This window comes from Colwellia sp. D2M02 (genome assembly GCF_018860755.1).
Taxonomy (GTDB): domain Bacteria; phylum Pseudomonadota; class Gammaproteobacteria; order Enterobacterales; family Alteromonadaceae; genus Colwellia; species Colwellia asteriadis.
Window position 1 is genome coordinate 16,685 of record NZ_JAHKPW010000024.1, and the last position, 22,936, is coordinate 39,620.

Annotated in this window: 19 protein-coding genes; 8 read left to right on the plus strand and 11 right to left on the minus strand. The window is 39.1% G+C overall.

All coding sequences use genetic code 11. The annotated features are described in order from the left end of the window. Positions 1-33: 33 nt before the first annotated feature. The 3 genes from KO495_RS03065 to KO495_RS03075 are packed head-to-tail and all read right to left on the minus strand — an operon-like array spanning position 34 to position 2,332. Positions 34-360, minus strand: coding sequence for a DUF3325 domain-containing protein (locus KO495_RS03065; RefSeq protein ID WP_215978926.1), 327 nt, complete (start codon positions 358-360; stop codon positions 34-36). After that, the gene (locus tag KO495_RS03070) at positions 360-2,021 is read right to left on the minus strand and encodes a PepSY-associated TM helix domain-containing protein (RefSeq protein ID WP_215978927.1); all 1,662 of its coding nucleotides are present in this window, start codon (positions 2,019-2,021) and stop codon (positions 360-362) included. The genes KO495_RS03065 and KO495_RS03070 overlap by 1 nt, the downstream gene beginning before the upstream one ends. Next, positions 2,021-2,332, minus strand: coding sequence for a DUF3649 domain-containing protein (locus KO495_RS03075; RefSeq protein ID WP_215978928.1), 312 nt, complete (start codon positions 2,330-2,332; stop codon positions 2,021-2,023). Before KO495_RS03075 ends, KO495_RS03070 begins: the two co-directional genes overlap by 1 nt. A 227-nt stretch (positions 2,333-2,559) precedes the next feature. Between KO495_RS03075 and gdhA the strand changes: the two genes are divergently transcribed. Then, positions 2,560-3,930: an NADP-specific glutamate dehydrogenase gene (gdhA, locus tag KO495_RS03080; protein ID WP_215978929.1), complete on the plus strand. Its 1,371-nt coding sequence runs from the start codon at positions 2,560-2,562 to the stop codon at positions 3,928-3,930. A gap of 110 nt (positions 3,931-4,040) precedes the next feature. Here the strand turns inward: gdhA and ribA are convergent, their stop codons facing one another. Beyond that, positions 4,041-4,697, minus strand: a complete 657-nt coding sequence (ribA, locus tag KO495_RS03085; protein ID WP_215978930.1) for a GTP cyclohydrolase II — start codon at positions 4,695-4,697, stop codon at positions 4,041-4,043. A gap of 343 nt (positions 4,698-5,040) precedes the next feature. On the opposite strand from ribA, the gene KO495_RS03090 reads away from it, so the two are divergent. Next, complete coding sequence (locus KO495_RS03090; RefSeq protein ID WP_252738776.1) at positions 5,041-5,592, plus strand: hypothetical protein; 552 nt, start codon at positions 5,041-5,043, stop codon at positions 5,590-5,592. Positions 5,593-5,681: 89 nt separating this feature from the next. On the opposite strand, the gene KO495_RS03095 is transcribed toward KO495_RS03090, so the two are convergent. The 4 genes from KO495_RS03095 to KO495_RS03110 all read right to left on the minus strand — a co-directional run bounded on the left by KO495_RS03095 (position 5,682) and on the right by KO495_RS03110 (position 11,443). Further along, the gene (locus tag KO495_RS03095) at positions 5,682-7,118 is read right to left on the minus strand and encodes a LysM peptidoglycan-binding domain-containing protein (RefSeq protein ID WP_215978931.1); all 1,437 of its coding nucleotides are present in this window, start codon (positions 7,116-7,118) and stop codon (positions 5,682-5,684) included. A 93-nt stretch (positions 7,119-7,211) separates the two neighbouring features. Further along, positions 7,212-8,507 (minus strand): hypothetical protein, encoded by a 1,296-nt coding sequence (locus KO495_RS03100; RefSeq protein ID WP_215978932.1) that lies wholly within the window; start codon positions 8,505-8,507, stop codon positions 7,212-7,214. A gap of 138 nt (positions 8,508-8,645) precedes the next feature. After that, a complete protein-coding gene (locus KO495_RS03105) occupies positions 8,646-11,036 on the minus strand; it encodes a TonB-dependent receptor (protein ID WP_215978933.1) in 2,391 nt (796 codons plus the stop codon). 188 nt (positions 11,037-11,224) lie between these two features. Beyond that, positions 11,225-11,443, minus strand: coding sequence for a cysteine-rich CWC family protein (locus KO495_RS03110; RefSeq protein ID WP_354668358.1), 219 nt, complete (start codon positions 11,441-11,443; stop codon positions 11,225-11,227). 151 nt (positions 11,444-11,594) lie between these two features. On the opposite strand from KO495_RS03110, the gene KO495_RS03115 reads away from it, so the two are divergent. After that, on the plus strand, positions 11,595-12,290 hold the full coding sequence (locus tag KO495_RS03115; RefSeq protein WP_215978934.1) for a phosphoglycolate phosphatase: 696 nt from the start codon (positions 11,595-11,597) through the stop codon (positions 12,288-12,290). Between the two features lie 41 nt (positions 12,291-12,331). Beyond that, complete coding sequence (locus KO495_RS03120; RefSeq protein ID WP_215978935.1) at positions 12,332-12,673, plus strand: 5-carboxymethyl-2-hydroxymuconate Delta-isomerase; 342 nt, start codon at positions 12,332-12,334, stop codon at positions 12,671-12,673. 45 nt (positions 12,674-12,718) lie between these two features. Here the strand turns inward: KO495_RS03120 and KO495_RS03125 are convergent, their stop codons facing one another. Continuing rightward, a complete protein-coding gene (locus KO495_RS03125) occupies positions 12,719-14,194 on the minus strand; it encodes an FAD-dependent oxidoreductase (RefSeq protein ID WP_215978936.1) in 1,476 nt (491 codons plus the stop codon). A gap of 208 nt (positions 14,195-14,402) precedes the next feature. Next, the gene (locus KO495_RS03130) at positions 14,403-15,173 is read right to left on the minus strand and encodes a PEP-CTERM sorting domain-containing protein (protein ID WP_215978937.1); all 771 of its coding nucleotides are present in this window, start codon (positions 15,171-15,173) and stop codon (positions 14,403-14,405) included. Positions 15,174-15,570: 397 nt separating this feature from the next. Between KO495_RS03130 and prsT the strand changes: the two genes are divergently transcribed. Both prsT and KO495_RS03140 read left to right on the plus strand, forming a co-directional pair. Continuing rightward, positions 15,571-18,348 carry an XrtA/PEP-CTERM system TPR-repeat protein PrsT gene (gene prsT, locus KO495_RS03135; RefSeq protein WP_289847605.1) on the plus strand — a complete coding sequence of 926 codons (2,778 nt, stop codon included), beginning with the start codon at positions 15,571-15,573 and terminating at the stop codon, positions 18,346-18,348. A gap of 157 nt (positions 18,349-18,505) precedes the next feature. Then, complete coding sequence (locus KO495_RS03140) at positions 18,506-19,084, plus strand: peroxiredoxin family protein (protein ID WP_215978939.1); 579 nt, start codon at positions 18,506-18,508, stop codon at positions 19,082-19,084. 116 nt (positions 19,085-19,200) lie between these two features. Here the strand turns inward: KO495_RS03140 and KO495_RS03145 are convergent, their stop codons facing one another. Then, positions 19,201-20,082 carry a helix-turn-helix domain-containing protein gene (locus KO495_RS03145; RefSeq protein ID WP_215978940.1) on the minus strand — a complete coding sequence of 294 codons (882 nt, stop codon included), beginning with the start codon at positions 20,080-20,082 and terminating at the stop codon, positions 19,201-19,203. 142 nt (positions 20,083-20,224) lie between these two features. Here KO495_RS03145 and KO495_RS03150 point away from each other — a divergent pair, with 142 nt between their 5' ends. Both KO495_RS03150 and KO495_RS03155 read left to right on the plus strand, forming a co-directional pair. Next, complete coding sequence (locus KO495_RS03150) at positions 20,225-22,315, plus strand: TonB-dependent receptor (RefSeq protein ID WP_252738777.1); 2,091 nt, start codon at positions 20,225-20,227, stop codon at positions 22,313-22,315. A gap of 5 nt (positions 22,316-22,320) precedes the next feature. Beyond that, positions 22,321-22,743, plus strand: coding sequence for a hypothetical protein (locus KO495_RS03155; RefSeq protein ID WP_215978941.1), 423 nt, complete (start codon positions 22,321-22,323; stop codon positions 22,741-22,743). Positions 22,744-22,936 lie beyond the last annotated feature (193 nt).

A 22,936-nucleotide genomic window follows, 5' to 3' on the forward strand; every position in this document is an offset into this window, starting at 1 on the left:
CTAGCCTAAATTAACCCAAACCACTCAGCCTGCTCACTTAGCCAAAATAAAACTTGTTATTGCTACCACAGGTAAAATAACAGCAAATATCGGTAACAATCGAGCCTGATAGGTTAACAATAAAATAAGTGGTAATAATGCCGCCGTTAACGCGCCAAAAAATAGTGCTGGACCAATAGACCACCCATATAACACCACGCTAGTATAAGCCGTCAATGTGAGTAGCAGCCAAGCCATTGGTCTAAAAAAACGTGGTAACAGCCCTGACATTTCAATAGAAAATACTTGTTCGCGATGCTTTTCCATCGCTAAACAAAATAACACCATGGTAGTAAAGCTTAAACAAACCAACAATAACATTACACAGTATCTCCGCCGGTTTTAGTTAATACCAAATCTGGCTTGGGCGTATTTTCAAGAGGACTTTTTCGGTTAGTTGATCGTTCAATGCTACTTTTAGTCGGCTTTCTTCGCGCGTTATTACTTTGCTGTATCACTTTCATCTTATAACGTGCAAAAGCAAAGCTAATACCCACTGCAATTAGCGTTAAATCAAAACCGGCTAAGTTCCAATCACCATGAGGCAAAGTAACACCTAAGTGTTTGTCGGTGGTCAAAGCATTTACCATCGGCAATAAAATAAACACAATACTGGCAAGCTGCAGCTGCTCTAACCATGCTTTTCCTGCAGGGCGTATTGCAGGATAGAGTAATAATAATGCCCAAGTAATAAACATAATATGCACTTCCCACTCGCCGCGATTTTCCATCGTAACAGGCAACAACCTATTCGCGTAAAAATAAGCGGCAATGGCAATAGGTAAACCGACAATGGTACCAATATTTAATTGCTCAACTAAACGATAACCAAAGTCTGGCCCGTTTAATTTTTTCATTTGCTGGGGCTTACGTTTAGTTGTCCATAACACTAACCCAGAAGCGATCATCGCCGTACCAATTAACCCCGTGATAAAGTAAACCCAACGCGCCAAAGTGCCTGCAAATTGCCCTTCATGTAACGAATAAAAACCATTATGTATCACACCACTAACGGTATAGTCTTTGTGATTACCCGAAATAAGCTCACCGCTAATGCCGTTAACAACCACCTCATCACCTTGGTTGTAAGTAATATCAGTTTCATTACGCACAAAAGCTATTTGCGCATTAATATCGTTTGGTGCATGTACCGTTACATAGCGTAAATTATCAGTTTGCCATTGCTGTTGGGCGATATCATATAATGAGGAGAATGAGCGCATTTCTGCCGGTATTCCTGCGGGCTCAACATGAGCACTACGTGGGAATATTTCTTTGCGCATTTCTTTAAATTCATCGTCATTAGTTTGAAAGTTACTACTAACGCCCATGTACATAAATAAGAAAAAGAGTAAACCGCTGTAGGTGATCATAAAATGAAATGGCAACGCAATAACGCTTAAGGCGTTATGACTATCAAGCCAACCGGGCAATCCTTTTTTAGCTCTAAAAGTAAAGAAGTCTGAGAATATTTTTTTATGAATGACAACACCAGTAATCACCGCTAGCAACATTAACATCGTACAAAATCCTACTAGCCAATAACTAATACTAGTATCCATATAGTGTAGGCGATAATGCATGCGATAAAGTGTTCTTCCTCCACCGGTTTCACGCGTGGCAACGTTTTCAGCGCTTTCAATGTCAACAACAGTTTGCTTATATCTACCGCGTTTTTTGCCGGGTTCAGGCGCATGTCGCCAGCCCAGCCTTAAATTTTGGTCACGGCTACTTGGCAAGAGAATATCGTATTCATCAACACCTTTGGCGTGAATTTCGGCAAACTGCTGAGCACGATCAAGTAATGCCTCGGTAGAAACTTCATGCACTATCAATGGTCGCTCAGGTTGCATCCAACGTGTTATTTCTTGATAAAAATAACCTAGAGTGCCAGTTAAAAACATAAAAAATAATACCCAACCGACCACAAGGCCAACCCAAGTATGAAGCCACTTCATTGATTGACGAAAAGTATCTTTCATTAGCTATTTACCTGCATCAACGCCCATGTAAGCAGCAAGAAAATAACATTTAGTTTAACTAGCCCTAGCCAAGCTCGTGTTGCAGTAGTCACCGAAAAAGCCCACATAACTGCCCCCGTATAAACCAAGAAGCCCAACATTAAGCCAATATGAATACCTTGATACTTTCCAACCAGACTCATTAATAATTGCGTGATCAATAGTGAGCTTGATGTAGCTAAAGCATAACCACCTAAAGCAGCCGCCAGTATACGCGAGAATACAGACCAGCGAGGGTTCGCTAATTGTAATTTATTTAGCAGATATGACACGTTTTTTTCCAAGTACCTAAGACGTTTTAATGAGTTGAAGAGTAATGTTATACACCGACCCATCTTAATGAAAATAATTTGTATTTACAATTATTTTATACCTCACGGGAAATAAATAGCGTATTGTTAACTCAATTGATCTGAGGTTCGTTTTACCCGTATTGACACTGGTAACAAACTAACCGTTATGTATTATTACTTGGCGAAAAATCGCAAAGAGGGAGTTTATGGCTAAGCATTTATATGGTGATTACTCAACACCTGAGAAGTTTCTCGAAAGTTTCATGGCTGGTTTAGAAAAGCGTAACCCTGGTGAGCTAGAGTTCCATCAAGCCGTTAAAGAAGTAGCGGAAAGTGTAGTGCCTTATATGTTTAATCATAAGAAATATTTTGACGCACTAATACTTGAGCGCATGACTGAACCTGATAGAACCATAACTTTTAGGGTATGTTGGGAAGATGATCTTGGTAATGTTCACGTTAACCGTGGCTATCGCGTACAATTTAATAATGCCATTGGCCCTTATAAAGGTGGGCTAAGGTTTGATCCAAGTGTGAACTTAAGTATTTTAAAATTTTTAGGCTTTGAGCAACAATTCAAAAATAGCCTAACAACATTACCAATGGGTGCGGGCAAAGGCGGTAGTGATTTCAACCCTAAAGGCAAATCCGATAGGGAAATTATGCGCTTTTGCCAAGCATATATGACCGAGCTATCAAAACATATTGGTGAAAACCTAGATGTACCTGCTGGAGATATTGGCGTAGGTGCGCGTGAAATTAGCTATATGTTTGGCCAGTATAAACGCCTTAATGATAACTTTGTTGGCGTGTTAACAGGTAAAGGCATTTCATTTGGCGGTAGCTTAATAAGAACTGAAGCTACAGGCTATGGCGTGGTTTATTTTACTGAAAATATGCTAAATCATATTGGCGACAGCGTTAAAGGTAAACGTTGCGTTATTTCTGGCTCAGGTAATGTTGCTTTATATGCCGCTAAAAAAATTATTGAATTAGGCGGACAAGTGCTCGCGATGAGTGATTCAGGCGGCTATATCTACGATGAATCCGGTATAGATAACCAAAAGCTTGAATACTTAATTGAACTAAAAACCACACGTCGCGGTAGAATTGAAGAATATTGTGCCGAATATGACGCCAAGTTTGTTGCCAACAAACGTCCATGGGCAGTGCCTTGTGATTTAGCCTTTCCATGTGCAACACAAAACGAATTATCATTCGATGATGCAACTGACTTAGTCAATAATGGTGTTATGCTCGTAGCCGAGGGCGCCAATATGCCTTCAACCATTGAGGCGGTACACCATTTTAAAGCGAACAATATTTTATTTGCCCCCGCAAAAGCGGCTAACGCTGGTGGCGTCGCTATTTCAGGGTTAGAAATGACGCAAAATAGTATGCGTATATCGTGGACAAGTGAAGAAGTTGATCAAAAACTTCAAGATATTATGCGTTCTATTCATGCACAATGCGTAAAACATGGCCAAAATGGCAAAAACATTGATTACCTTAAAGGTGCCAATATTGCCGGCTTTATTAAAGTTGCCGACGCCATGCTTGCTTACGGAGTCATATAAGCCTTAAGAATAACACGCGGCAACAGCAACATATTAGCGAAAAATATTAGCGAAGAAAAACAAATAAAAGGGCTCACTAACCAACGTTGAGTTTGCCCTTTTATCTTCATTTAGCTTTTGTTGTTACCTTTGCTTTTATCGCTAATTTCTTGATCACTTTCATCATGATGACCAGTAAGTGCGATTGTATGTTTAGCAACAGATACTTTAGCCGCTAAATAATGGTTATTGTGTTGATTAGCAAAAATCCCCGTAGGTACCGTTTTTTGAATTTTAATACCCGCTTGAGTGAGCGCTGATACTTTTTCAGGGTTATTGGTTAATAAATCAATTTCACTAATATTCAGTGCGTTTAGCATTTGGGTAGCTACCGTGAAATCCCGCAAGTCGTGATCAAAGCCTAAGGCTTTATTTGCCTCAAAAGTATTCATACCGGTATCTTGTAAACTATAGGCATCTAGCTTGTTGTATAAGCCAATACCACGACCTTCTTGACGTAAGTACAGAATAATACCGCCGCTTTTCGCCATGGTTTCTACGGCTTCATCAAGCTGCTGGCCACAATCACAACGTGCCGAATGAAAAATATCACCGGTTAAACATTCTGAGTGCACCCTCACTAGCGGAACCTTGGCAGTGTCTGCGCCTTTAAATACTAACGCAACATGCTCTTTATCATCTTTCAAATGACTAAAGCTAACAAACTCAGCCTTATGTGCATTGTGCTTACCAATGGGGATAATTACTTTATTACGAACTTCAGCCATGTTGGCTCCTGCAGGGTAACTCAATGGGTTGCCAAATCCATTTAACCTAAATAATAGATTTAATAGGGTATTCTAAAGCTTGTCAGTAACCCAGTAAACAGCGGAAATGCGCTTTCCATGGGTGATTAGCATATTTTATTACGATTAATTTAATTATGCCTCATTAGTTTTTTGTTTAGATTTAAGGGCATTAACATTGTAAACGCAAATGATAATCTATATCATTAAACTTATATGAAATTTAATAGCACCTAAAGCAAATGTTTTAGTACATGCGGTCAATAAGTACTGCTTCTATTACCTGCTTTTTGCGTACATCATTAGAAATATCACGAGGAAAATAATGAAAAAATTTATTTGTTTAGCTGCGGTCTTAACATTAACTGCCTGCAATGAAAGTTCTGAAAATACTGATACTTCAGCACAAAATGTCACTAATAAAGTCCAACCTAGCGCACATGCTTCTACAGAGCTCTTCATTCAATACAAGCAAAGTGCTCAAGAGTTAGTAACACTTATTGATCAACAAGCATCTAATGAAGATCTTGAGAACTCTTCCAAAGCATTAGTAGCTTTATCACAGCCTATTATTCAAGCCTTTAAAGTGAAATTCCCGCAGTGTAATGACTATTTAAATGCGGTCAGTGCTGCCGCTGATATTATTCCGTCACTGCCTTTAACCGAAATAGAGTCGGGTTATCATGCCGACGGTAAACTTCCTGCCATTACGGATGTAAATTGCTACCATGCGAAGGATTTATTAGTACACCCTGCAACGGTACAGGCAATGGCAGCAATTGGTATTGAAAATGATAGCCAACGCCAACAGGCTAAAGATGAAGTGGTTGAAGTTATTGAGCATTTCGCACAAGTAGAAAGCGCATACCAAGGCTAAAATAACGTTTTTTTTGAATGAAGAGCTAACCTTATATAAAGTTAGCTCCTTACTAAGCTCAGTAATGAGTGGCAGTGATAAAAGCGTCGCTATAAAATAATTTTGAGCTTTTGCTCAAGCTTTAAAAAGCCATCACTCGGCAAATTATTCCAACGTACAATATCATGTACTTTCACTTTATATTTACGGCTAATATCCCATAAAGTATCACCACGTTTCACCTTATGGGTGACTTGTGAGCCATTTAATTTAGCTAGCGCTAATGGATACGCTTTATAGTCGGTGACCGGAACCGCTAACTCTTGCCCAATGCGAATCATATCTGACGATAAATCATTAAGCTTTTTAAGTGCTGCGACATCAATATTATGTAAAGCACCTATTTTACCTAAACTGTCACCCGCCTTAACCTGATAACGCTGCCAACGTAACCAATCTTTCTTATCAGTACGAGACAAGTTTTCTTTAAAGGTATTAGTAGCAGCAACAGGTAGCAACAACTGATAATTACTATCAGGCGCAGTGGCCCAACGATTTAAGCCAGGGTTAAGTTGATAAATCTCAGCCAATTCTACGTTAGCCCATTCAGCTGCTAATGATAAATCTAATTGCTCTTCAAGCTCAAAAATAGCCAACGCGGGCTTATTTTCAATCGGCGTAAAACTATAATTTAATGCTTCAGCATTTTTTAAAATGTCAGCAATAGCCAATAACTTGGGAACAAAGTGTGTGGTTTCTTCCGGTAAATTCAAAGACCAAAAGTCCGTTGCTAAGTTGGCGCGTTCATTTTTTCTAATGGCGCGACCAACACGGCCTTCTCCCGAATTAAATGCAGCCACAGCATTTAGCCAATCTTCATCGAAGGTATCATGAAAAAACTCAAAGTAGTCAAGCGCTCCACGTGTTGACTCAACAATATCGCGTCGGCCGTCATACCACCAATTTTGCTCAATATTAAAGCGCTTAGCTGACACTGGCATAAATTGCCATAAACCCGCAGCACTCATACTTGAAACGCCATACGGCAAATAAGCACTTTCAACAATTGGCAATAAAGCAAGCTCCAGCGGCATATTACGCTTTTCTATTTCTTCCACAATGTAGTAAAGAAAAGGCTCTGCTCGCTGCGAGATTGTCACCATAAAATTAGGGTGACTTAAATAGTATTCACGCCACTTAGCCACCGCTTCATTGTCCGGCACTTCAATAGTTAACTGACTACGAATGCGCTGCCATACATCAGCGTAATCTTCTGGTCGCTTTATGCTTTCAGGAATGTTTACTTCTGGCTCTACGTGTGGCTTTGTTAAAGCGGCATTTACTGCTTGTGCTTGATTAGTTGTTTCAGTGTTAGCGGTAGTATTAGGTGTTTGCTGACAGGCAGTTAACAAAAGTATAAAGGATAGCGATAATATTTTTTTCATCAAAAAGTCTTCTGTGAGCAGTAAGTTACGGCGGCTAAATTGATAAAGCGTTAACAAAAAAACAGCATAAGCGGCACATTGTGCGAGATTGCCCTGATACATTCAAGCACTAAGCTAACTTTCTTGTAACAAAAAAAGGCCACATTTTCATGTGGCCAAAAGAGAAAAACAATAATATAAAATAATAAACACTAATTAATGGTCGTGCTCTTCCTCTGCGGCAACGCCTAACCAAGCAGCTTTACTTGGAGTAAAGTCTAAATCAAAGTGACCAACAACTTCACCGTCATGTAAGTCAATGGTTGTGACTTCTTGACCATTAATGACATAAATTAATTCATGGGCTTTTGAGGCAATAATAAATGGCGCAGCATCTTCAGCTAAATTTTCAAACACTGGAATGCGCTTTTCAAGAGTCCAGTTATTTTCAGCAGCAAACAAGTTAAGTTGGCCAGTGTTATCTAAAATAAGCATATGTTCATTGTGGCCATCAAAACCATAAGTAACCGAAGTAAGCGTTTCCTCACCTTGCCAGTTAAACGGTGTGATTTGCTCAGCTGTTAAATCAACTAAGAAGAAACCTGCACGTGAACCACCAATCATTACATTACTTTCTGCACTACCCATTAATGAACCAATGCGTACGCCTTCAGGCATATCAACTGGGTTAGCAAGTTTATGTGTTGTAAATACTTCACCTTGTTGTTCAATAGCTAATACACCATCGCCACAAGCAAATGCTGTGTATGTTTCATTTTGAAAACTGCCGTGTAACGCTGGACATTTTGTTTCAAAAACTTGTTCTTCATGAAAATGGTCACCGTGCACTTCAAGTAAAACGATATCTTCTGGTAAACTGCTGTCTAAGTTAACGTCACGTAATGTCGTTAAAACAAACTCACCACGAATTTCAGCAGTACCGTGCATGTAAGTATCAAAATGATGTTCGGCAATAATTTTTTCTTCTGCGATACTTTCGTCACTTAATAGGCTCAAGCTCGCGTTAGCACCAGTTTCTTTATTACCATCAAAAAATACCGCCGCTTTATCACCGCGTGGCACATAGTGAGTTGGTTTAACATCATGCAAAGTAAAGTGAGTTAATGATGGAGCATCTGCATGTTGGTCATAATGATCACCGTGTAGCTCTTGCCAAACACCGCCATCAATAAATTCAACATGGTCAACCGAGCGCTGAACTGCAACAGCATAGCGATTCTCAGGGCTGGCATATAAATACTCTGCTTTATGCTCTAAGCTAATTGAGTCAACCAAGCTATTATTTTCTAAATCAAAAATATGAACGAGTGCGTGTTCCGCATCAGCAATTGCTAAACGCCCTTTACCTAGTTCATCATCATGTCCATGTCCATTATCAATGGGTGGCTGTGTTGGTTCTAATTCAGTGATATTGGTTTCACTATCGCCACAACCAACTAATGCTGTTGCTGCGCATGCTAGTAGTAAGCTTTTTAAAGAGATAATTTTCATGTTTTTCCTTAAAATAAATGGTTCTGCCTATGTTTTACAGGCGAAGTTTTAGATTGAACTCAATGAAAATGAGTTCAATACCTTGAATTTAATTATTAAATTTATTTTTTATATTTACTTTAACGTTACGTACTTACGTTAGAATTCTCCGCGAATTCCTATCGCAAGAGAGCGCCCTGCCAATGGCGTTAACTCTTTTAAGAATGAAGTATGCACTTGAGCATACTCATCGGTTAAATTAATACCTTTTAGGTAAAGCGATAAGTCATGCTGCCCTAGTGAAAAATGGTAATTAACATTGGCATCAACCATGACGTAGCTACCTGTTGAGCTTTCCAATGGTGCAGTATGTGTTTGCTCAAAGTAGTGACTCACAAGTAGGTCAGCTGAGATAGTGTCACCTTGGTAACTAAACTCGGTAGAAACACGCGCAGGTGGTGTGCGCGGTAGCTCTGTACCTTCACCCTCTATGCGAGCACGAATAATGTCACCTTGAACGCGCCATGCAAATTCGTCTGTCACTTGCCATACGGCTTGGGCTTCAAAACCATGTAACGTGACATCTTGCGCGGTAAAAACATAAAGCGGTAAGTTGCTTTCATCTTCGTGTTCATCATGAGCACCGTGATCGTGATCGCCATGATCATGGTCATGTCCGTCACTTGCAGCTAAGCCAGTAGCACGTTCATAGTAATAGTCATCAATTTGGTTATAAAAGGCATTAAAGATAAAACCAAAATCGCCTTTAAATTTACGTAAACTTAAATCAATATTGCTTGATGTTTCCATCACAACATCGCTTTCAGTTAAACCGAAATGAGGCGCTTCACCGTGATCGTCATGTAGTTCAAATAATGCACCAACTTCATAAGAACCTGTACCAATATGTGGCCCAAAAGATAGTAACTCAGCCGATGATGGAGCGCGTTGTGAGTGTGACAATGACAAACCTAAGTTATAACCGTCCATGAAATCCCAAACAATACCAGCAGAAAGACTAACAGGTGTAAATACATGCTCTACAGCAAAATTACGTGTTGCTCCATCTACGTGTTCATCATGGTGAGCATGGTCTGAGTGGTCATCGTGATGATCATCATGCTCTTGCTCTACAAGCTCAATATCAGGTAAGCGTACGTTATCTGCAGTAATTTCAGTACGTTCAATACGGGCACCAAGTTGCACTAAAAAATCACCAAAATGACGTTCTTCTATCCAAGCTAGTGCAATAGAGTTTGTTTCAGATGGCGGAGTAAAAGCTTCAGCGCCTACGGCAGTAAAGTCACTTTGTTTATAATGAACACTTAAACCACCGCGCCATTCAAAAAAGTCTTGATGTAGTAATTCAAAGCGCGCCTCTAACGATTCATTATCAAAGGTTGTACCAACCACGCCAAGTTCGATTTCACTGTGGCGATAATCGGTGTAAGCCACTTTAGTGTTAAGTGATTTTATCACGCTGTTATCAAAGCTTAATTCACTGAGTAATTGATAACGGTTTTGGGTTAAGTCAGCAAAAACTTCGATACTCTCATCGCCATGGCTATGACCTGGAATTCCATATTCTTGCTCAAGATTTTGATAAGAAACACCAACAAAGCCATTATCGAGTATATAACTACTACCTAAAGTGAAACCACTTGACTCAGCCGCCGAGTTTTCAACTTCATCAACGCCATTTCTTTCGGGTATGGTGTAATTTTCACTGTCACGGTAAAAACCATCAACATGTACAGCCACATTACCAACACCGCTGGTAAATGAACCCGAGACAAGTTCTTGATCATTACTAGTATTATGCTCTGCTAACCATTCACCTTTAGTATCAGTACTGCTAGGAATGCGCTCATCAACAACATTAACCACGCCGCCAATAGCACCACTACCGTAAAATAAAGTTGCTGGACCACGTAATACTTCGATGCTTTCACTGGTTGAGGTTTCAGATGAAACTGCATGGTCTGGGCCAACACGTGACGCATCACCAGCATCTAGACCATTTTGAGTAACTAAAACACGTGGGCCATCTAAGCCTCGAATAATAGGGGTACTTGCAACACCACCATGAAAGTTACTGTGTACACCCACTTCATTTTTTAAGGTATCGCCTAAGGTATTTGCTTGACGCATACGTAATTTTTCACCGTGTAATACGGTGATAGGTAACGCCGATTCAATATTAGAGCTATGGAAAGGGGTGGCGTTAACATCAATAATTTCAATTGCAGACTTATCAAGTGATACTTGCAGTTGTGCATTAATATTTGCTTGTACATTGACTTCAACATTTTCATGAACAAAGTTTTTTGCGACAACATGTAATTCATAACGGCCTGGGTTTACTTCTAATGTAAACTCACCTTGTTCGTTAGTTTTTACTACTTTATTTGTACCCGCAATTTCCACTGTAGCCCCAACAACCGCCTTACCGTCATGATTCGTAACGGTGCCCTGTACTTGCTCTGCGTACAGTTGACCACTTGCGGTTACCGCAAGTAATGCGCTCATAATTCGAGATAATTTTTTCATGGTGCCTCTTAACAACGGAAGAATAGAAAAGGTTATAGTATAACAACGGCCGCAGATGTTATGTTATAACATTACGATTTGCAAGTTATCGCAACAATTTTTTTACAAGAAAATGAAACTTTACGTAAATAAAGTTATCTTAGCGCGCTAATTTTAAGGGTTAGGTTTTAGAAGGGGGTTAGCAAGAGTTATTTATTGCTTTCTTTCAGGTACTGCTCAATACAGGTATTACAAATACAGCTTTTATTTTTAACTGGCGCTGGCACGCGGTCAATTAACGCTTGAGGAACCTTAACCTGCATACACCAGCAACCAGCCATAGCAGCAACATTACAGCTATTTTGTTGTTGGCATAACGGGCAAATTTTGTCATTTACATTCATTATTCGGTCATCATTATTAGCCACTATTCAAGCTCAGTAGCCTGAATTTATGTAAGTATACGCGCTTCATTATAAAAGAGTAAACAAAACACAACCTTAGCAAAACATGACGAGCACCGTTAAAAATGCTACATTATCGCCACTTAATATAGTCTTACTGCAGTAGAGAATATTCGTGACTTTAAAAGATAAAAGCGTTTTATTATTTGATTTGGATGGCACTTTAGTTGATAGCGTTCCCGATCTAGCATTAGCCGTTAATCAAACCTTACAGCAATTAGAGCGCGACACTTTTGATGAAGCCACCATTCGAAACTGGGTTGGCAATGGCGCTTTATGCTTAATTTCTCGAGCGTTAAGCGCCAGCAAAAACATTGATAACACCTTACCTGAAGCCCTAGTAACTAAAGCATTGTCATTATTTCTGAGCTTTTACCAAGACTGTGTTTGTGTTGATTCGGCCTTATATAGTGGTGTTAAAGAGACCTTAACCGCACTAAAAGAAAGAGGCTATCGGTTAGCGATTATTACTAATAAGCCTGAAACCTTTATTGAGCCTATACTACAAGGTTTAGCATTAACCAATTTATTTGAATTACAACTTGGCGGCGACTCATTACCCGAGCGTAAACCACATCCACTGCCACTATTTACGGCTTGTCAGCAACTTAAAGTGAGTACTGAGCAATGTGTAATGATAGGCGACTCTAAAAACGATATATTGGCCGCGAAAGCAGCAAATATAGATAGCATAGGATTATCCTACGGCTATAATTATGACGAAGATTTAGCGGTTCACCAGCCTAATTATTTATTTGATAACTTTAATGAATTACTCACAGTATTAGACGGTGTTGGTGAGCTTGCATAACATGCATAACTGCTACCGTTAACAGCCAATAGGAAATTATTATGCCGCATTGTATTATTGAATATTCAGCGCCACTGCATGCTGTACTTAAACCATCACAATTAATTTCTGCGGTTTATAATGGGGCATTTAATTCTGAGCTGTTTGAAAATAGTGAAATTAAAACCCGCGTAATTCCTTTTGATAACTACCAGTCAGGCTCTGTAAAAGTAAACTTTATTCATGTGGTAACTAAAATTCTCTCGGGAAGAACGTTAGCACAACGTAAATTGTTATCTCAAACGATATTAGCTGAATTAAAAATGCTCAATCTTTCAAAAACATCATTAACGGTTGAGATAGTAGAAATGGAACGTGACTCCTACGCTAAAGTCATCACTTAACGGCGACTAAAATTGAGCGATGTTAATAACCCTTTGAAAGCAAGCTTAAAATATATTGGCCAGGGCTGTTGGGTAATTTCGCTCTTGTGCTAATTGCTCCGCACGCGCTGTAACTTCATCCGCTTGGCATTGCAGACTTACAGGAAAGTAATGTTCATTCAGATAACGCTTACTTAACGCTGACGTCACTAAGCCGCTCTCAAGTAAATCTTCTAAAATAGCATCTGCTGCGGCTAACGCTGATGACGCTTTCACTATTTCAGCGCGAGCGTAGCCACTTTCATGAAATGACACATCGGCAGCTCGTAAATCGGGATCATCACCGGGTATTTGCTGTGCACCAAACAACGGCTTTGCTGCAGTAATCGCTTGCGTAAAATCAGGAATAAATTGAGCAATATGAGCAATATTGCCAATAGTACGATCATTAACTAATTGCTCAGGCCAATGATGATCTATTTTTTTAATAAAACGCGCAGGTAATTTAGGTTGAGCGCTTTGCTCACAACTAGCAACTAAACCATCTTCAAATAATGTGATAGCTTGCGTCATGCCGTGCAGTTGAAAATAACCATCTGGATAAGGGGTTAATTGCGCCATACCTTGAGGTGTGCCTCGGTCGCCATAAAAAACCACCTCAGGCCATAAACCTTGGCATTGCGGCCAATGAGCAACATACGCGGCCTTAAATTCAACCATACGCTGACGCTTAGCTTTTAGCATGTCGTCTAACTCACCACTTTTAAAACCACAGGCGTTAATCACATAATCATAATGTGCGGTATTTACTCGGTCATCATTATTAACCGCAGTAGTAACTTGCCATCCTGCACCATTTTTTTTAGCACTAATGTCAATTACACGGCTATTGGTTTGCAAAGTACAGGCAGGTAAACGCTCAATCGCTAAGCTAACAATGGCGGCAAAGCGAAAGGCCGATAGGCCATATTCTTGCACCAACACTAACGGAAATTTTAATTTATCAAAGTTTACTTGTTTGGCGAATGCCACTAACCAGTCTTCATCGCATAACGCTTTTTTAGGTAATTCCCTTTGCGCAATTCGCTCAAGATCTGCGCGTTCAAACAAACGAAAATAATGTTGAGGGTCACCTAAAACTTCATTGCTAGGGTTTTGTTGTACAAGCGCTTTATATTTGTCTCGTAACATTTCTAAACGCGGCAATAAGTCTTGTGGCTCGCCTTTATCCGTTAATGGTAAAGCCACCACGGTAGGGCGTACATTGACACACTGCGGGTAAACTTTCACTGTATCAATGGATTGTTGCAGCAACGTTAGGCATTGCTGGTCAGAAATTTCACGGTACAAATTACCACCTGCATGCAAATGGCAAATAGGCGGCCCGTTAACTAAGCTAGGTCCTTTTTCAATTAACGTAGTGTTAATACCAAGCTCAGCAAAACGTAAAGCAATAGTTGAGCCTGCAACTCCAGCACCAATAATGGCAACTTTGGTATTATTTAAAGACAAACACTCAGTATGGTTAGTAACTTGATTCATGAAACTCGAGGTAAAATATAATTATGCTTGGCTATTCTACTTGCCAGACGGAAATTTTTATAGCCTTACGGTATTAAAAATAATTCTCATTGTGTAAATAATTAAGTAAATACCACAAAATAAAAAACGACCCTCAGGTCGCTTTTTATAATACCGTTAACAATTTATTGCTTAGTAATGGTGACAGTTAAGTCGTAACTTTTAGGCTCTAGGCTGAGAATGCTTTTACTTTCTTTCGCTTAGTATTTGCGATAACACCTAAAGCAATCAACATTAATAAAAATGTAGTAGGCTCAGGAACACTGGTAACCTTAGCTACATCAACAACACCTTGCACAACATCATTGGCACATGACATAGTCCAACTAAATGCTACTTGCGATGCATTTTTAAAGGCATCAATACCACTTACGTTAAAGCTAAAACTAATAACATCAAAGTTGTTATATGAGCTACCCGCATTTTGTCTATCAACAGTCCAAGCAGCTTGTTCACCATAAGAAGAAACACTACCACCCATCACTTGCCCATTTTGTACTGAGCCAGAATTGTTGTGATATTGTTTAGATGAAATAGTCGAAGATATTTGATTTAATCTACCGGTATTATCCCAATGGTTTTTTCTCCAATAATCATTACGGTTTCTATCTGCATCAGACAACATAAAAGCATAATTATAAGGCGTATTAGCACCATCAGTACTCATTAGAAGATCACCTAAAACAATCTTACCATTGCGGCGACCGGTGCCCTTTTCATTATTGTAATCAACAAAGTTAGTATAAATATCAACGGTAACTTGACCGTCTGTATCCCATTGGATATCCATTTTATCAACTTCATATATCCAACCACCATGTGCATCCCCTTGAGAGTCAGCAATAGTAGTATTAACAAGTAAATCAGAAGCTAATGCATTTGTAGTCACAAATAAACTTGCCACTAAAAAAAGACTCAATGCTTGTTTAATTAAAGCCATAATTATTCCTAAGTTTGTCCCAACATGAAATTATAGCCGTTATATTACATAACGACATACAAAACATAGCAAATTTTAAGCCACATAAAAGAAAGCTTTAAATTACAATATATTACAAGGGTGCTATATTAACACATTTAACAACATTGAACATTTGTAAAAAATACTGACGCACTAAGGTGAATATTTATACATGAAACATGCATTAAATATTTACACCTAAAAGTCTTTACTAGCTTGATTTAAATATTATATTTGAGAAAACATTTAGTATTTTCGTAAAAATGATATGGTGTATTTAGCAAAGCATTATAAATTGCACACCTCCATAATTATGATTACAAGTATTGTTAAAAATAGGTCAAGCATGAGCTCAAAAAATCACATAATTACATCTATGTTCTGTTTATTATTTATGTCTTCTTCTGCATTAGCTAATAACAATATCGATAAAAATTATGAAAGCGCACTGATCGCCTTTCATAACGAAGAGCTGCCAACCACTATTATTTTATTAAAAAATATTTTACAAGAACAGCCTGAGCATATGCCATCTCGGGTTTTAATGGCGCAAGTACTTATCGAACAAGGCAATGGGGCAGCCGCAATAGTTGAATTGAACCGCGCAAGAGCAGGTAATGTTGATAGTGACCGTTTAATTACCTTGTACGGACAAGCTTATTTATTACAAGGGAAATACGACGACGCACTAGATGCCTCTCAATTAGGCACGCGTAGCGCTAAAATAGAAAGTGAGCTGCAACTAATTCGAGGACAAGCCTACATTGGAAAAAAACAGTATAGCTCAGCAGATAGAGCATTTAGTGAAGCTTTAAAGTTAACCCCTAAAAACCAATTTGCTTTATTAGGTAGAGCCCAAATAGCCTTACAAGAAGCAAATGTAGAACAAGCACTTGGTTATATTGACTTATCATTAGATAGCGCCAAGCCTTTCATTAATGGTTGGGTACTAAAATCAAAAATATTACATCGCTTAGGGGACTCATCAGCCGCATTGTCCGCAATAGCACAAGCCTTAAAAATTGATAATAACCACTTCTCCGCTCACTTAACTAAAGCAATGTTGCATATTGAACGTCAAGAGTACTCACAAGCCGAACCACACATTAATTTAATTTTAGAAAAGATACCTAATGAACCTAGGGCAGGTTACTTAAAGGCAATTTTAAATGCCAGCTTACCTAGTGATGAAAGTGCTACCAATGAATCTGCTGAGAAAAAACTTACCGAAGTTATCGCCACTTTAGCTGCCGTGCCACCAGAAGTGATGAAAAACACTCCTGATTATTACTTTTTAGCCGGGCTGACAAATTTTAATTTTGGCAATATGAAAGACGCTCATCGTTACTTAAGCGCCTACCTTAATTACGTTAAATACGATATTGACACAGTTCGTATGCTTGCCACTATTGAAATACAAGCAGGCGAGCTTAATTCAGCCCGCTACTTACTGAGCGAAACCAATACTGCTTACCCAAACAATCCTGATATTCTCACCTTGCTTGGTTTAACTTATTTGCAACTTGAAGATAGTAGTAAAGCGCTATTCTATTTTGAAAAGGTTGTTGATAGCTATCCCAACTCTCCTATAGGTGTCAGTAATTTAGCCCGTAGTAAAATGCAATCAGGTGATTATCAGTCAGCCATTGAAGTACTATCTGCTATTAAAGATAACAAAATTAATGGCGTACAAATCAAACTACTGTTGATTGACTCTTACCAAAATACACAAAAATATGACGCTGCCATAGCTATAGCGCAAGAGCTCATAAGTGAGTTCCCTAACGATAGCTTTTTTCAACAGCGCTTAGGGGTACTCTACGGTTTAAATGAGCAACTACCGCAAGCAAAGAGTGCTTTTGAGAAGTCATTAGCTTTAGATGAAAATAATATTATTAGCATTGTACACTTAGCGCGTATGGATAATATTGCAGGAAACTACGATATAGCTTTAGCGTTTTTACAAAACAAGCTCATACAATTTGAGCAAAACACTTTATTAATGACTGAAATAGCCGACAGCTATTTATTAAAAAAAGACTTAGAAACTGCACTTAACTGGATACAAAAGTCATACGCTCAAGACCCTAATGACTTTTATGTTGTGGCCAAGTTAAGCCGTATTTTAGCTAAACAGAATAAAACTAATGAAGCAATAGAGGTTTTAGGTGAATTTATTGATAATAACCCTAAAGAGCCACAAGCCTTGGTAACACTTGCCGCATTATTCCAACAACAAAACAAACATCAACAAGCAGTATTAGTGCTAAGAGATTATGTTGAAAAATCTCAATATAAAGCCAAAGCGTTCATTACACTTGCGAAAGCTCAACTGCAAAATAAAGATAATGTTGGCGCTATTCAATCCTATAAAAAATCGCTTGTTGAAGATAGTAATTACTTACCTGCTTATTTAGGGCTGGTCAATTTAACCATAAAAAATAAAGATGAACAGTTCACGCTAAACCTTATTAATTCCATTGAGCAACTCACTCAAAGCAAAAGTTTAGCCGCAGTGCTCAAAGGCGATTTATACCTTGCCTTAGCCGATAGTGACAAAGCCATTAATTTCTACAAGCAGGCATTGAAATATTCAGATCAAAGACAAGCTGTGCTGGGCTTATATCGTAGCTACAAGCAAAAAAGCCAACTAAATAAAGCCATTCCAGAGCTAAAAAACTGGTTAAAAAAATACCCTAACGACATGTTAGCGGCAATTTCACTGGCTGATAGCTACAAAGGCAATAAGCAATTACAAAAATCGGCTGATTACTATCAAATATTGTTAACGCAATACGGGCCCTTACCTATTTTATTAAACAATGCTGCCAGCGTTGAATTTAACATAGGTAACACTGACAAAGCGAAAAAATACGCTGAACAAGCTTACAGCTACTTACCTGACAACCTTGCAATTTTAGATACTTTAGCGTGGATTAAGAGCCGTATGGGTGAGCATGAGCAAGCAATTGCTTTATTTCGCTTAGGGCTAACCAAAGATTTTGACAATGCTGAAATAAAATACCATCTTGCGGTAACACTTTATGCACAATCACGAAAGACTGAAGCAAAAAATTACCTAATTGAAGCGGTAGAAAGCACTCAAACATTCCCTGAAAAAGCCGCAGCAATTGCTTTATTAAAAACATGGTAACTGTAATTTTTTACTCTTTTAAAATAATTTGAGATTAAAATATCGTTCATCAGGTCTTATTTGCTAAGCCAATTAGAATGGCTAGGTTGTTACGATAATACCGTAGCAACCACCAATAAACCAACACCTAATACTATATAGAGCAAGAGCACACGATATGAAATTTTTTATACGTCAATTAAAAAACCTCGCATTAACTGGCTTATGTTTAAGCCTAACTTTAGCTAGCGCTACTGTTTTTGCTAACCCAAATAGCCTGCCTGTTGGGCCAGAGGTAGGTACACAAGCCCCAGAAATAACGGCAAAAAACAACCAAGGTAAAGAAAAAACTATCAGCCAGTTAAGTGGTGAAAAAGGGCTAATTATTTTATTCTTCCGCTCTGCTGATTGGTGTCCATTTTGTAAAAAGCACTTAATTGAATTAAACCAAGAAGCACAAAAATTTATCGACTTAGGTTATGGTTTGGCCGGTATTTCGTATGACAGCAGCAGCATTCTAACAACCTTTGCTACCGCTCAAAATATTAGCTACCCGTTATTATCAGACCAACAAGCACAAACTATGCTGAGCTACGGCATTGTAAATACAAAATATAAAAAAGGTGATGATAACTACGGTATTCCTTACCCAGGAGTAGTGGTTATTGATGCCGACGGAAAGATTACTCATAAGAACTTTTTTGAAGGCTATAAAAAACGTGTTCAATTTACTCAGCTGTACCAAGCGTTAAAGTAAATTAAAGTGGCTTAGCCTGATCGCTAGCAAGCAAAAAGCAGTCTTTTAAAGGCTGCTTTTTTCGTTATGCTTAGCAAAAAATAAAACTCAATAAATATTCATTGCACGATGCATTTTTACTGCGCATTGCGCCAATTACTCGGTGTTGTGTTAAAAAATCGCTTAAAAGCCGCTGAAAACTTACTGGGATTGGCATAGCCTACTTGTAAAGCAATGTCGGTAATCGTTAATGCTTTATTCGTTGTTAACAAGCGCTGCGCAAACTTCATACGCCGCATAGTAAAATATTGATAAGGGGTAAAACCGGTAGCAGCAAAAAATGATCGCGTAAAACTGCGGTTATCTTGTTTTGCTACTTCGGCTAATTCGTCTACACGCACGTCTTCACTTAATCTACTTTCAATCAATTCTAACACTTGATGTAAGGCTTTATTCGCTAAAGGGTAAGTCAATACTTGCTTGTTAGGTTGACCTTGATAACCAGCTAAGCGGTTTAGCAATAGCATAATTCCTTGTTCAAAAAATGTGCTCGACATTCCATGCAACTCCGCATCACGCCACATTGCCGTCATTACTGAACTTAATAACGGATCATTATGTAATGCCAGCGAAGCAGGTAGTAAAGTATGCTTATTATAAGTTGTACTGTTATTATCGGTTAGTTTGTCTAAGTTAATGGCAATACCGAGCATTTGTGTTTTTGACCAATAACCACTGGCGGGCGTTTCAGGTAAAGCAACGCTAACGGTACCCGGTCGTAATATGCCCTCAACGTTACCTGCAGACCCAAATCGCCCCATACGGCCAATATGCGCAGTGCATAAATTTAACATTAGGTACTTTGAAGATTCATATACCCCTTCTGAGGCTGAAAAGTCTGCGTGTGCGAGTAAAGTCATACCTTGTCTGTCAGCAAGTGTTAGCGTAGGCGTTATATTTAATGCAGACATACGTTCAACCAAACTGTCTTGATCTTTTTGCCAAGCTTTACTGCTCAATTAACCACTTCCTACGCATCAAAATTAAATTCCCGCTATTAGAGTAATTACCCGGTTTTGGAGTAGCGGAGCTATTACGTCAAGAGTAAACTAAATGATAATAATTATCAATTACATTAATTTAATGCCAAGGATTAAGAAAATGAATAATGTTATCCATAAACGTAACTATTTAGCGCTCACTATTGGTGTAGCTATTATCACAATGCCCACACAAGCTGAGCAAAACACTAAGCCTGAAAAAAAGCCACGGTACTTAGAAACAACTATTGTTACTACGGAGCTGATTGAGCGACCATTACACAATAGCGCTAACAGTGTAGAGATTTTTACTAGCGACGATATCATTAACAAAGCGGGCATAGTTACCTTACGTGACGCTTTAAATAACACCACTAACCTTACTATGGTAACGGGTACAGGTAAGGCACCGACGGTTCGAGGTATAGATGGTACAGGCCCAGCAGAAAATGCTAACGCCTTTTTTGCTGGTAGCCGCCCTCGCCTAAGTTGGCAAATTGATAACCGACCTGCCAGTTATAGCGAAGTAGTATTTGGTGATTTTGGCTTATTCGACGTAGAACGTATTGAGGTGTTACGTGGCCCACAAAGCAGCTTAGTAGGTCGCAATGCTATTGCCGGCACCGTTATTGTAAAAACACAAGAGCCTGATTTTGAGACTGCTGGCACCATACAATTAGCAGGAGGGAATTATAATCAACAACGCGCCTCTGGCATGGTCAACATTCCTATTAATAATAACAGTGCCGCACTACGCTTAACCGCTGATTGGTTTCAGCGTGACTCTACTGTGAGTTACGATCCTTACCTTGGCGTAAACAACCCTGGCGATATGGATGGTCTATCTTTACGCGGTAAATTGCTTTTGTTACCTGAATTTGCAAATGACTCACGCTTACTGCTCAGCATATCCCACACTGACTATACCGCACCTAATGGTGAAATTATTGTTCGCCCGTTTAGTGAGCGTCGCTCTAATTACCCACTACAACCTACCCACAACCCTAAAACCACCAGCATTGCCACAGACTACTCCATGAGCTTGGCAAGCTACTGGCAACTGCAAATTAACATGTCGGCTACCCAATTAGATTTTGTTAGGCATGCCGTTCCTAATACCAGTAACGCGACTATCGATACACGTGAATATGTTATTGAACCACAGTTGAGCTATGAAAACGATAATGGTTTATCTGCGGTAACTGGTTTGTACTATTATCGTGCGCAACAAGACGAGTTTATTGAAATTATTGGCGGACAAAATTTTGATGACCGTACCGATACCATAGCCGCTTACGCTGAAGGGGTAGTCCCCTTAACTAGCGAGGTTGATTTATCATTAGGTTTACGCCTTGAGCAAGAAAAGCGCCAGCGCCATGGCGGTGATATTAGCGGTAATTTAGTACAAATATCTGCTGATAACACTTACCAAGTAGCCTTACCTAAAGCAGGTATAAACTGGCAAGCAACCGAGCAAACCAGTTGGGGATTACAAGCATCTAAAGGTTACAACGCAGGCGGTGGCGGTATTACTTTCGCGTTTCCTATTGTTAATTATCAATACAAAGAAGAAAGTGCTTGGACTTACGAACTTTACGGACGACAGCTATTTGCCAATGGTAAAATTACCACTCGACAAAACCTATTTTATTCACAATACAAAGACATGCAGTTACCTTTTGATTTAACGCCTGATGACTCAAAAGATGAAGCGTTTGTGGTACGTAATGCTAATCGCGTTAACACATCAGGATTAGAGCTTGCCGTTGATGCTGCATTAACCGATACATTCGACGTATTTGCCAACCTAGCATTACTTGATACCGATATTGTCAATTACCCCTACTCAGGTGTTGAAGGTAATCAATTACTGGCCGCACCTAACATAACCGCTAATTTGGGTTTGGCTTGGCATACTAACCATTGGAATGCCAACATTAGTGCTCGTTACTCTGATGAATACTTTAGCGACGTAAACAACCGAACAGGTGGAAAAACCGATGCTTACATTGTTGCCGACGCGCAAATTTCTTATGAGGTTGGTAGCATTCGCCTATTTGCACATGTTAAAAATATTTTTGATACCGACAAGCCTGTTGCTCGCTATCCGGGCACGGCACCAAGGGATAGTAATCAAAGCAATAGCGCATTCGATACTGCTGTATTACTACAACCACGCACCTTTTTAATTGGCGTACAGTTACAATACTAGGACAAATGATGTTTTCAATAAAAACCATACATTCGCCTGTAATAATCTTTGAGTTTACTGGTCAACAAACCTTAGTAGAACATAGTAAGTCGTTACTGCTTTGGGATAATTTATTGTCACAAAAGTCTGAGCTTATTGTGCTGCGAATATTTACTGATAATGCAGCACTAATACACCCCAAAGGTGCTGGCAAGGTTACCAACCGCTGGTTGGAAAGTGGTGCAAAACAAGCAATACAACAACAGGTGCTAGCAATGATTAATATAGTCCCTGAGCAGGCCTATAAAAAAATGCAGCACATGAGTGTAGAAAAAGTGTTTGGTGTACCTGGTGGTATTTTTAAAAGTAAAGGTGAGGCGTTACATTGGCTAGATAACAATGTACCTTTAGCTCAAAACTTTATCTTCTCAGAAAGTATCCAAAGCTGATCGTTTATTCTAGGACTGTTGATCTTTCGCGGTTAAATTTTGTTCGAGATAAAAGCGTTTTAATCACGGCGGACAGTGTGTTGCCTAGTCATTCTAAGCAAATACTGTTCAACAAAGCGTAAAACGCTTTTAGCCGAATCCTTCGGACAGCGTTTGTTGGTCATTTTTACTGCGTTATCACCTTTTTAGGTAA

What these genes read in the sequence shown, in the direction of transcription:
- KO495_RS03065 (WP_215978926.1), bottom strand. Translation starts at nt 360, where the DNA reads ATGTTATTGTTGGTTTGTTTAAGCTTTACTACCATGGTGTTATTTTGT.
- KO495_RS03070 (WP_215978927.1), bottom strand. Translation starts at nt 2,021, where the DNA reads ATGAAAGATACTTTTCGTCAATCAATGAAGTGGCTTCATACTTGGGTT.
- gdhA (WP_215978929.1), top strand. Translation starts at nt 2,560, where the DNA reads ATGGCTAAGCATTTATATGGTGATTACTCAACACCTGAGAAGTTTCTC.
- ribA (WP_215978930.1), bottom strand. Translation starts at nt 4,697, where the DNA reads ATGGCTGAAGTTCGTAATAAAGTAATTATCCCCATTGGTAAGCACAAT.
- KO495_RS03090 (WP_252738776.1), top strand. Translation starts at nt 5,041, where the DNA reads ATGAAAAAATTTATTTGTTTAGCTGCGGTCTTAACATTAACTGCCTGC.
- KO495_RS03095 (WP_215978931.1), bottom strand. Translation starts at nt 7,118, where the DNA reads ATGTATCAGGGCAATCTCGCACAATGTGCCGCTTATGCTGTTTTTTTG.
- KO495_RS03100 (WP_215978932.1), bottom strand. Translation starts at nt 8,507, where the DNA reads ATGAAAATTATCTCTTTAAAAAGCTTACTACTAGCATGCGCAGCAACA.
- KO495_RS03105 (WP_215978933.1), bottom strand. Translation starts at nt 11,036, where the DNA reads ATGAAAAAATTATCTCGAATTATGAGCGCATTACTTGCGGTAACCGCA.
- KO495_RS03120 (WP_215978935.1), top strand. Translation starts at nt 12,332, where the DNA reads ATGCCGCATTGTATTATTGAATATTCAGCGCCACTGCATGCTGTACTT.
- KO495_RS03125 (WP_215978936.1), bottom strand. Translation starts at nt 14,194, where the DNA reads ATGAATCAAGTTACTAACCATACTGAGTGTTTGTCTTTAAATAATACC.
- KO495_RS03130 (WP_215978937.1), bottom strand. Translation starts at nt 15,173, where the DNA reads ATGGCTTTAATTAAACAAGCATTGAGTCTTTTTTTAGTGGCAAGTTTA.
- prsT (WP_289847605.1), top strand. Translation starts at nt 15,571, where the DNA reads ATGTTCTGTTTATTATTTATGTCTTCTTCTGCATTAGCTAATAACAAT.
- KO495_RS03140 (WP_215978939.1), top strand. Translation starts at nt 18,506, where the DNA reads ATGAAATTTTTTATACGTCAATTAAAAAACCTCGCATTAACTGGCTTA.
- KO495_RS03150 (WP_252738777.1), top strand. Translation starts at nt 20,225, where the DNA reads ATGAATAATGTTATCCATAAACGTAACTATTTAGCGCTCACTATTGGT.
- KO495_RS03155 (WP_215978941.1), top strand. Translation starts at nt 22,321, where the DNA reads ATGATGTTTTCAATAAAAACCATACATTCGCCTGTAATAATCTTTGAG.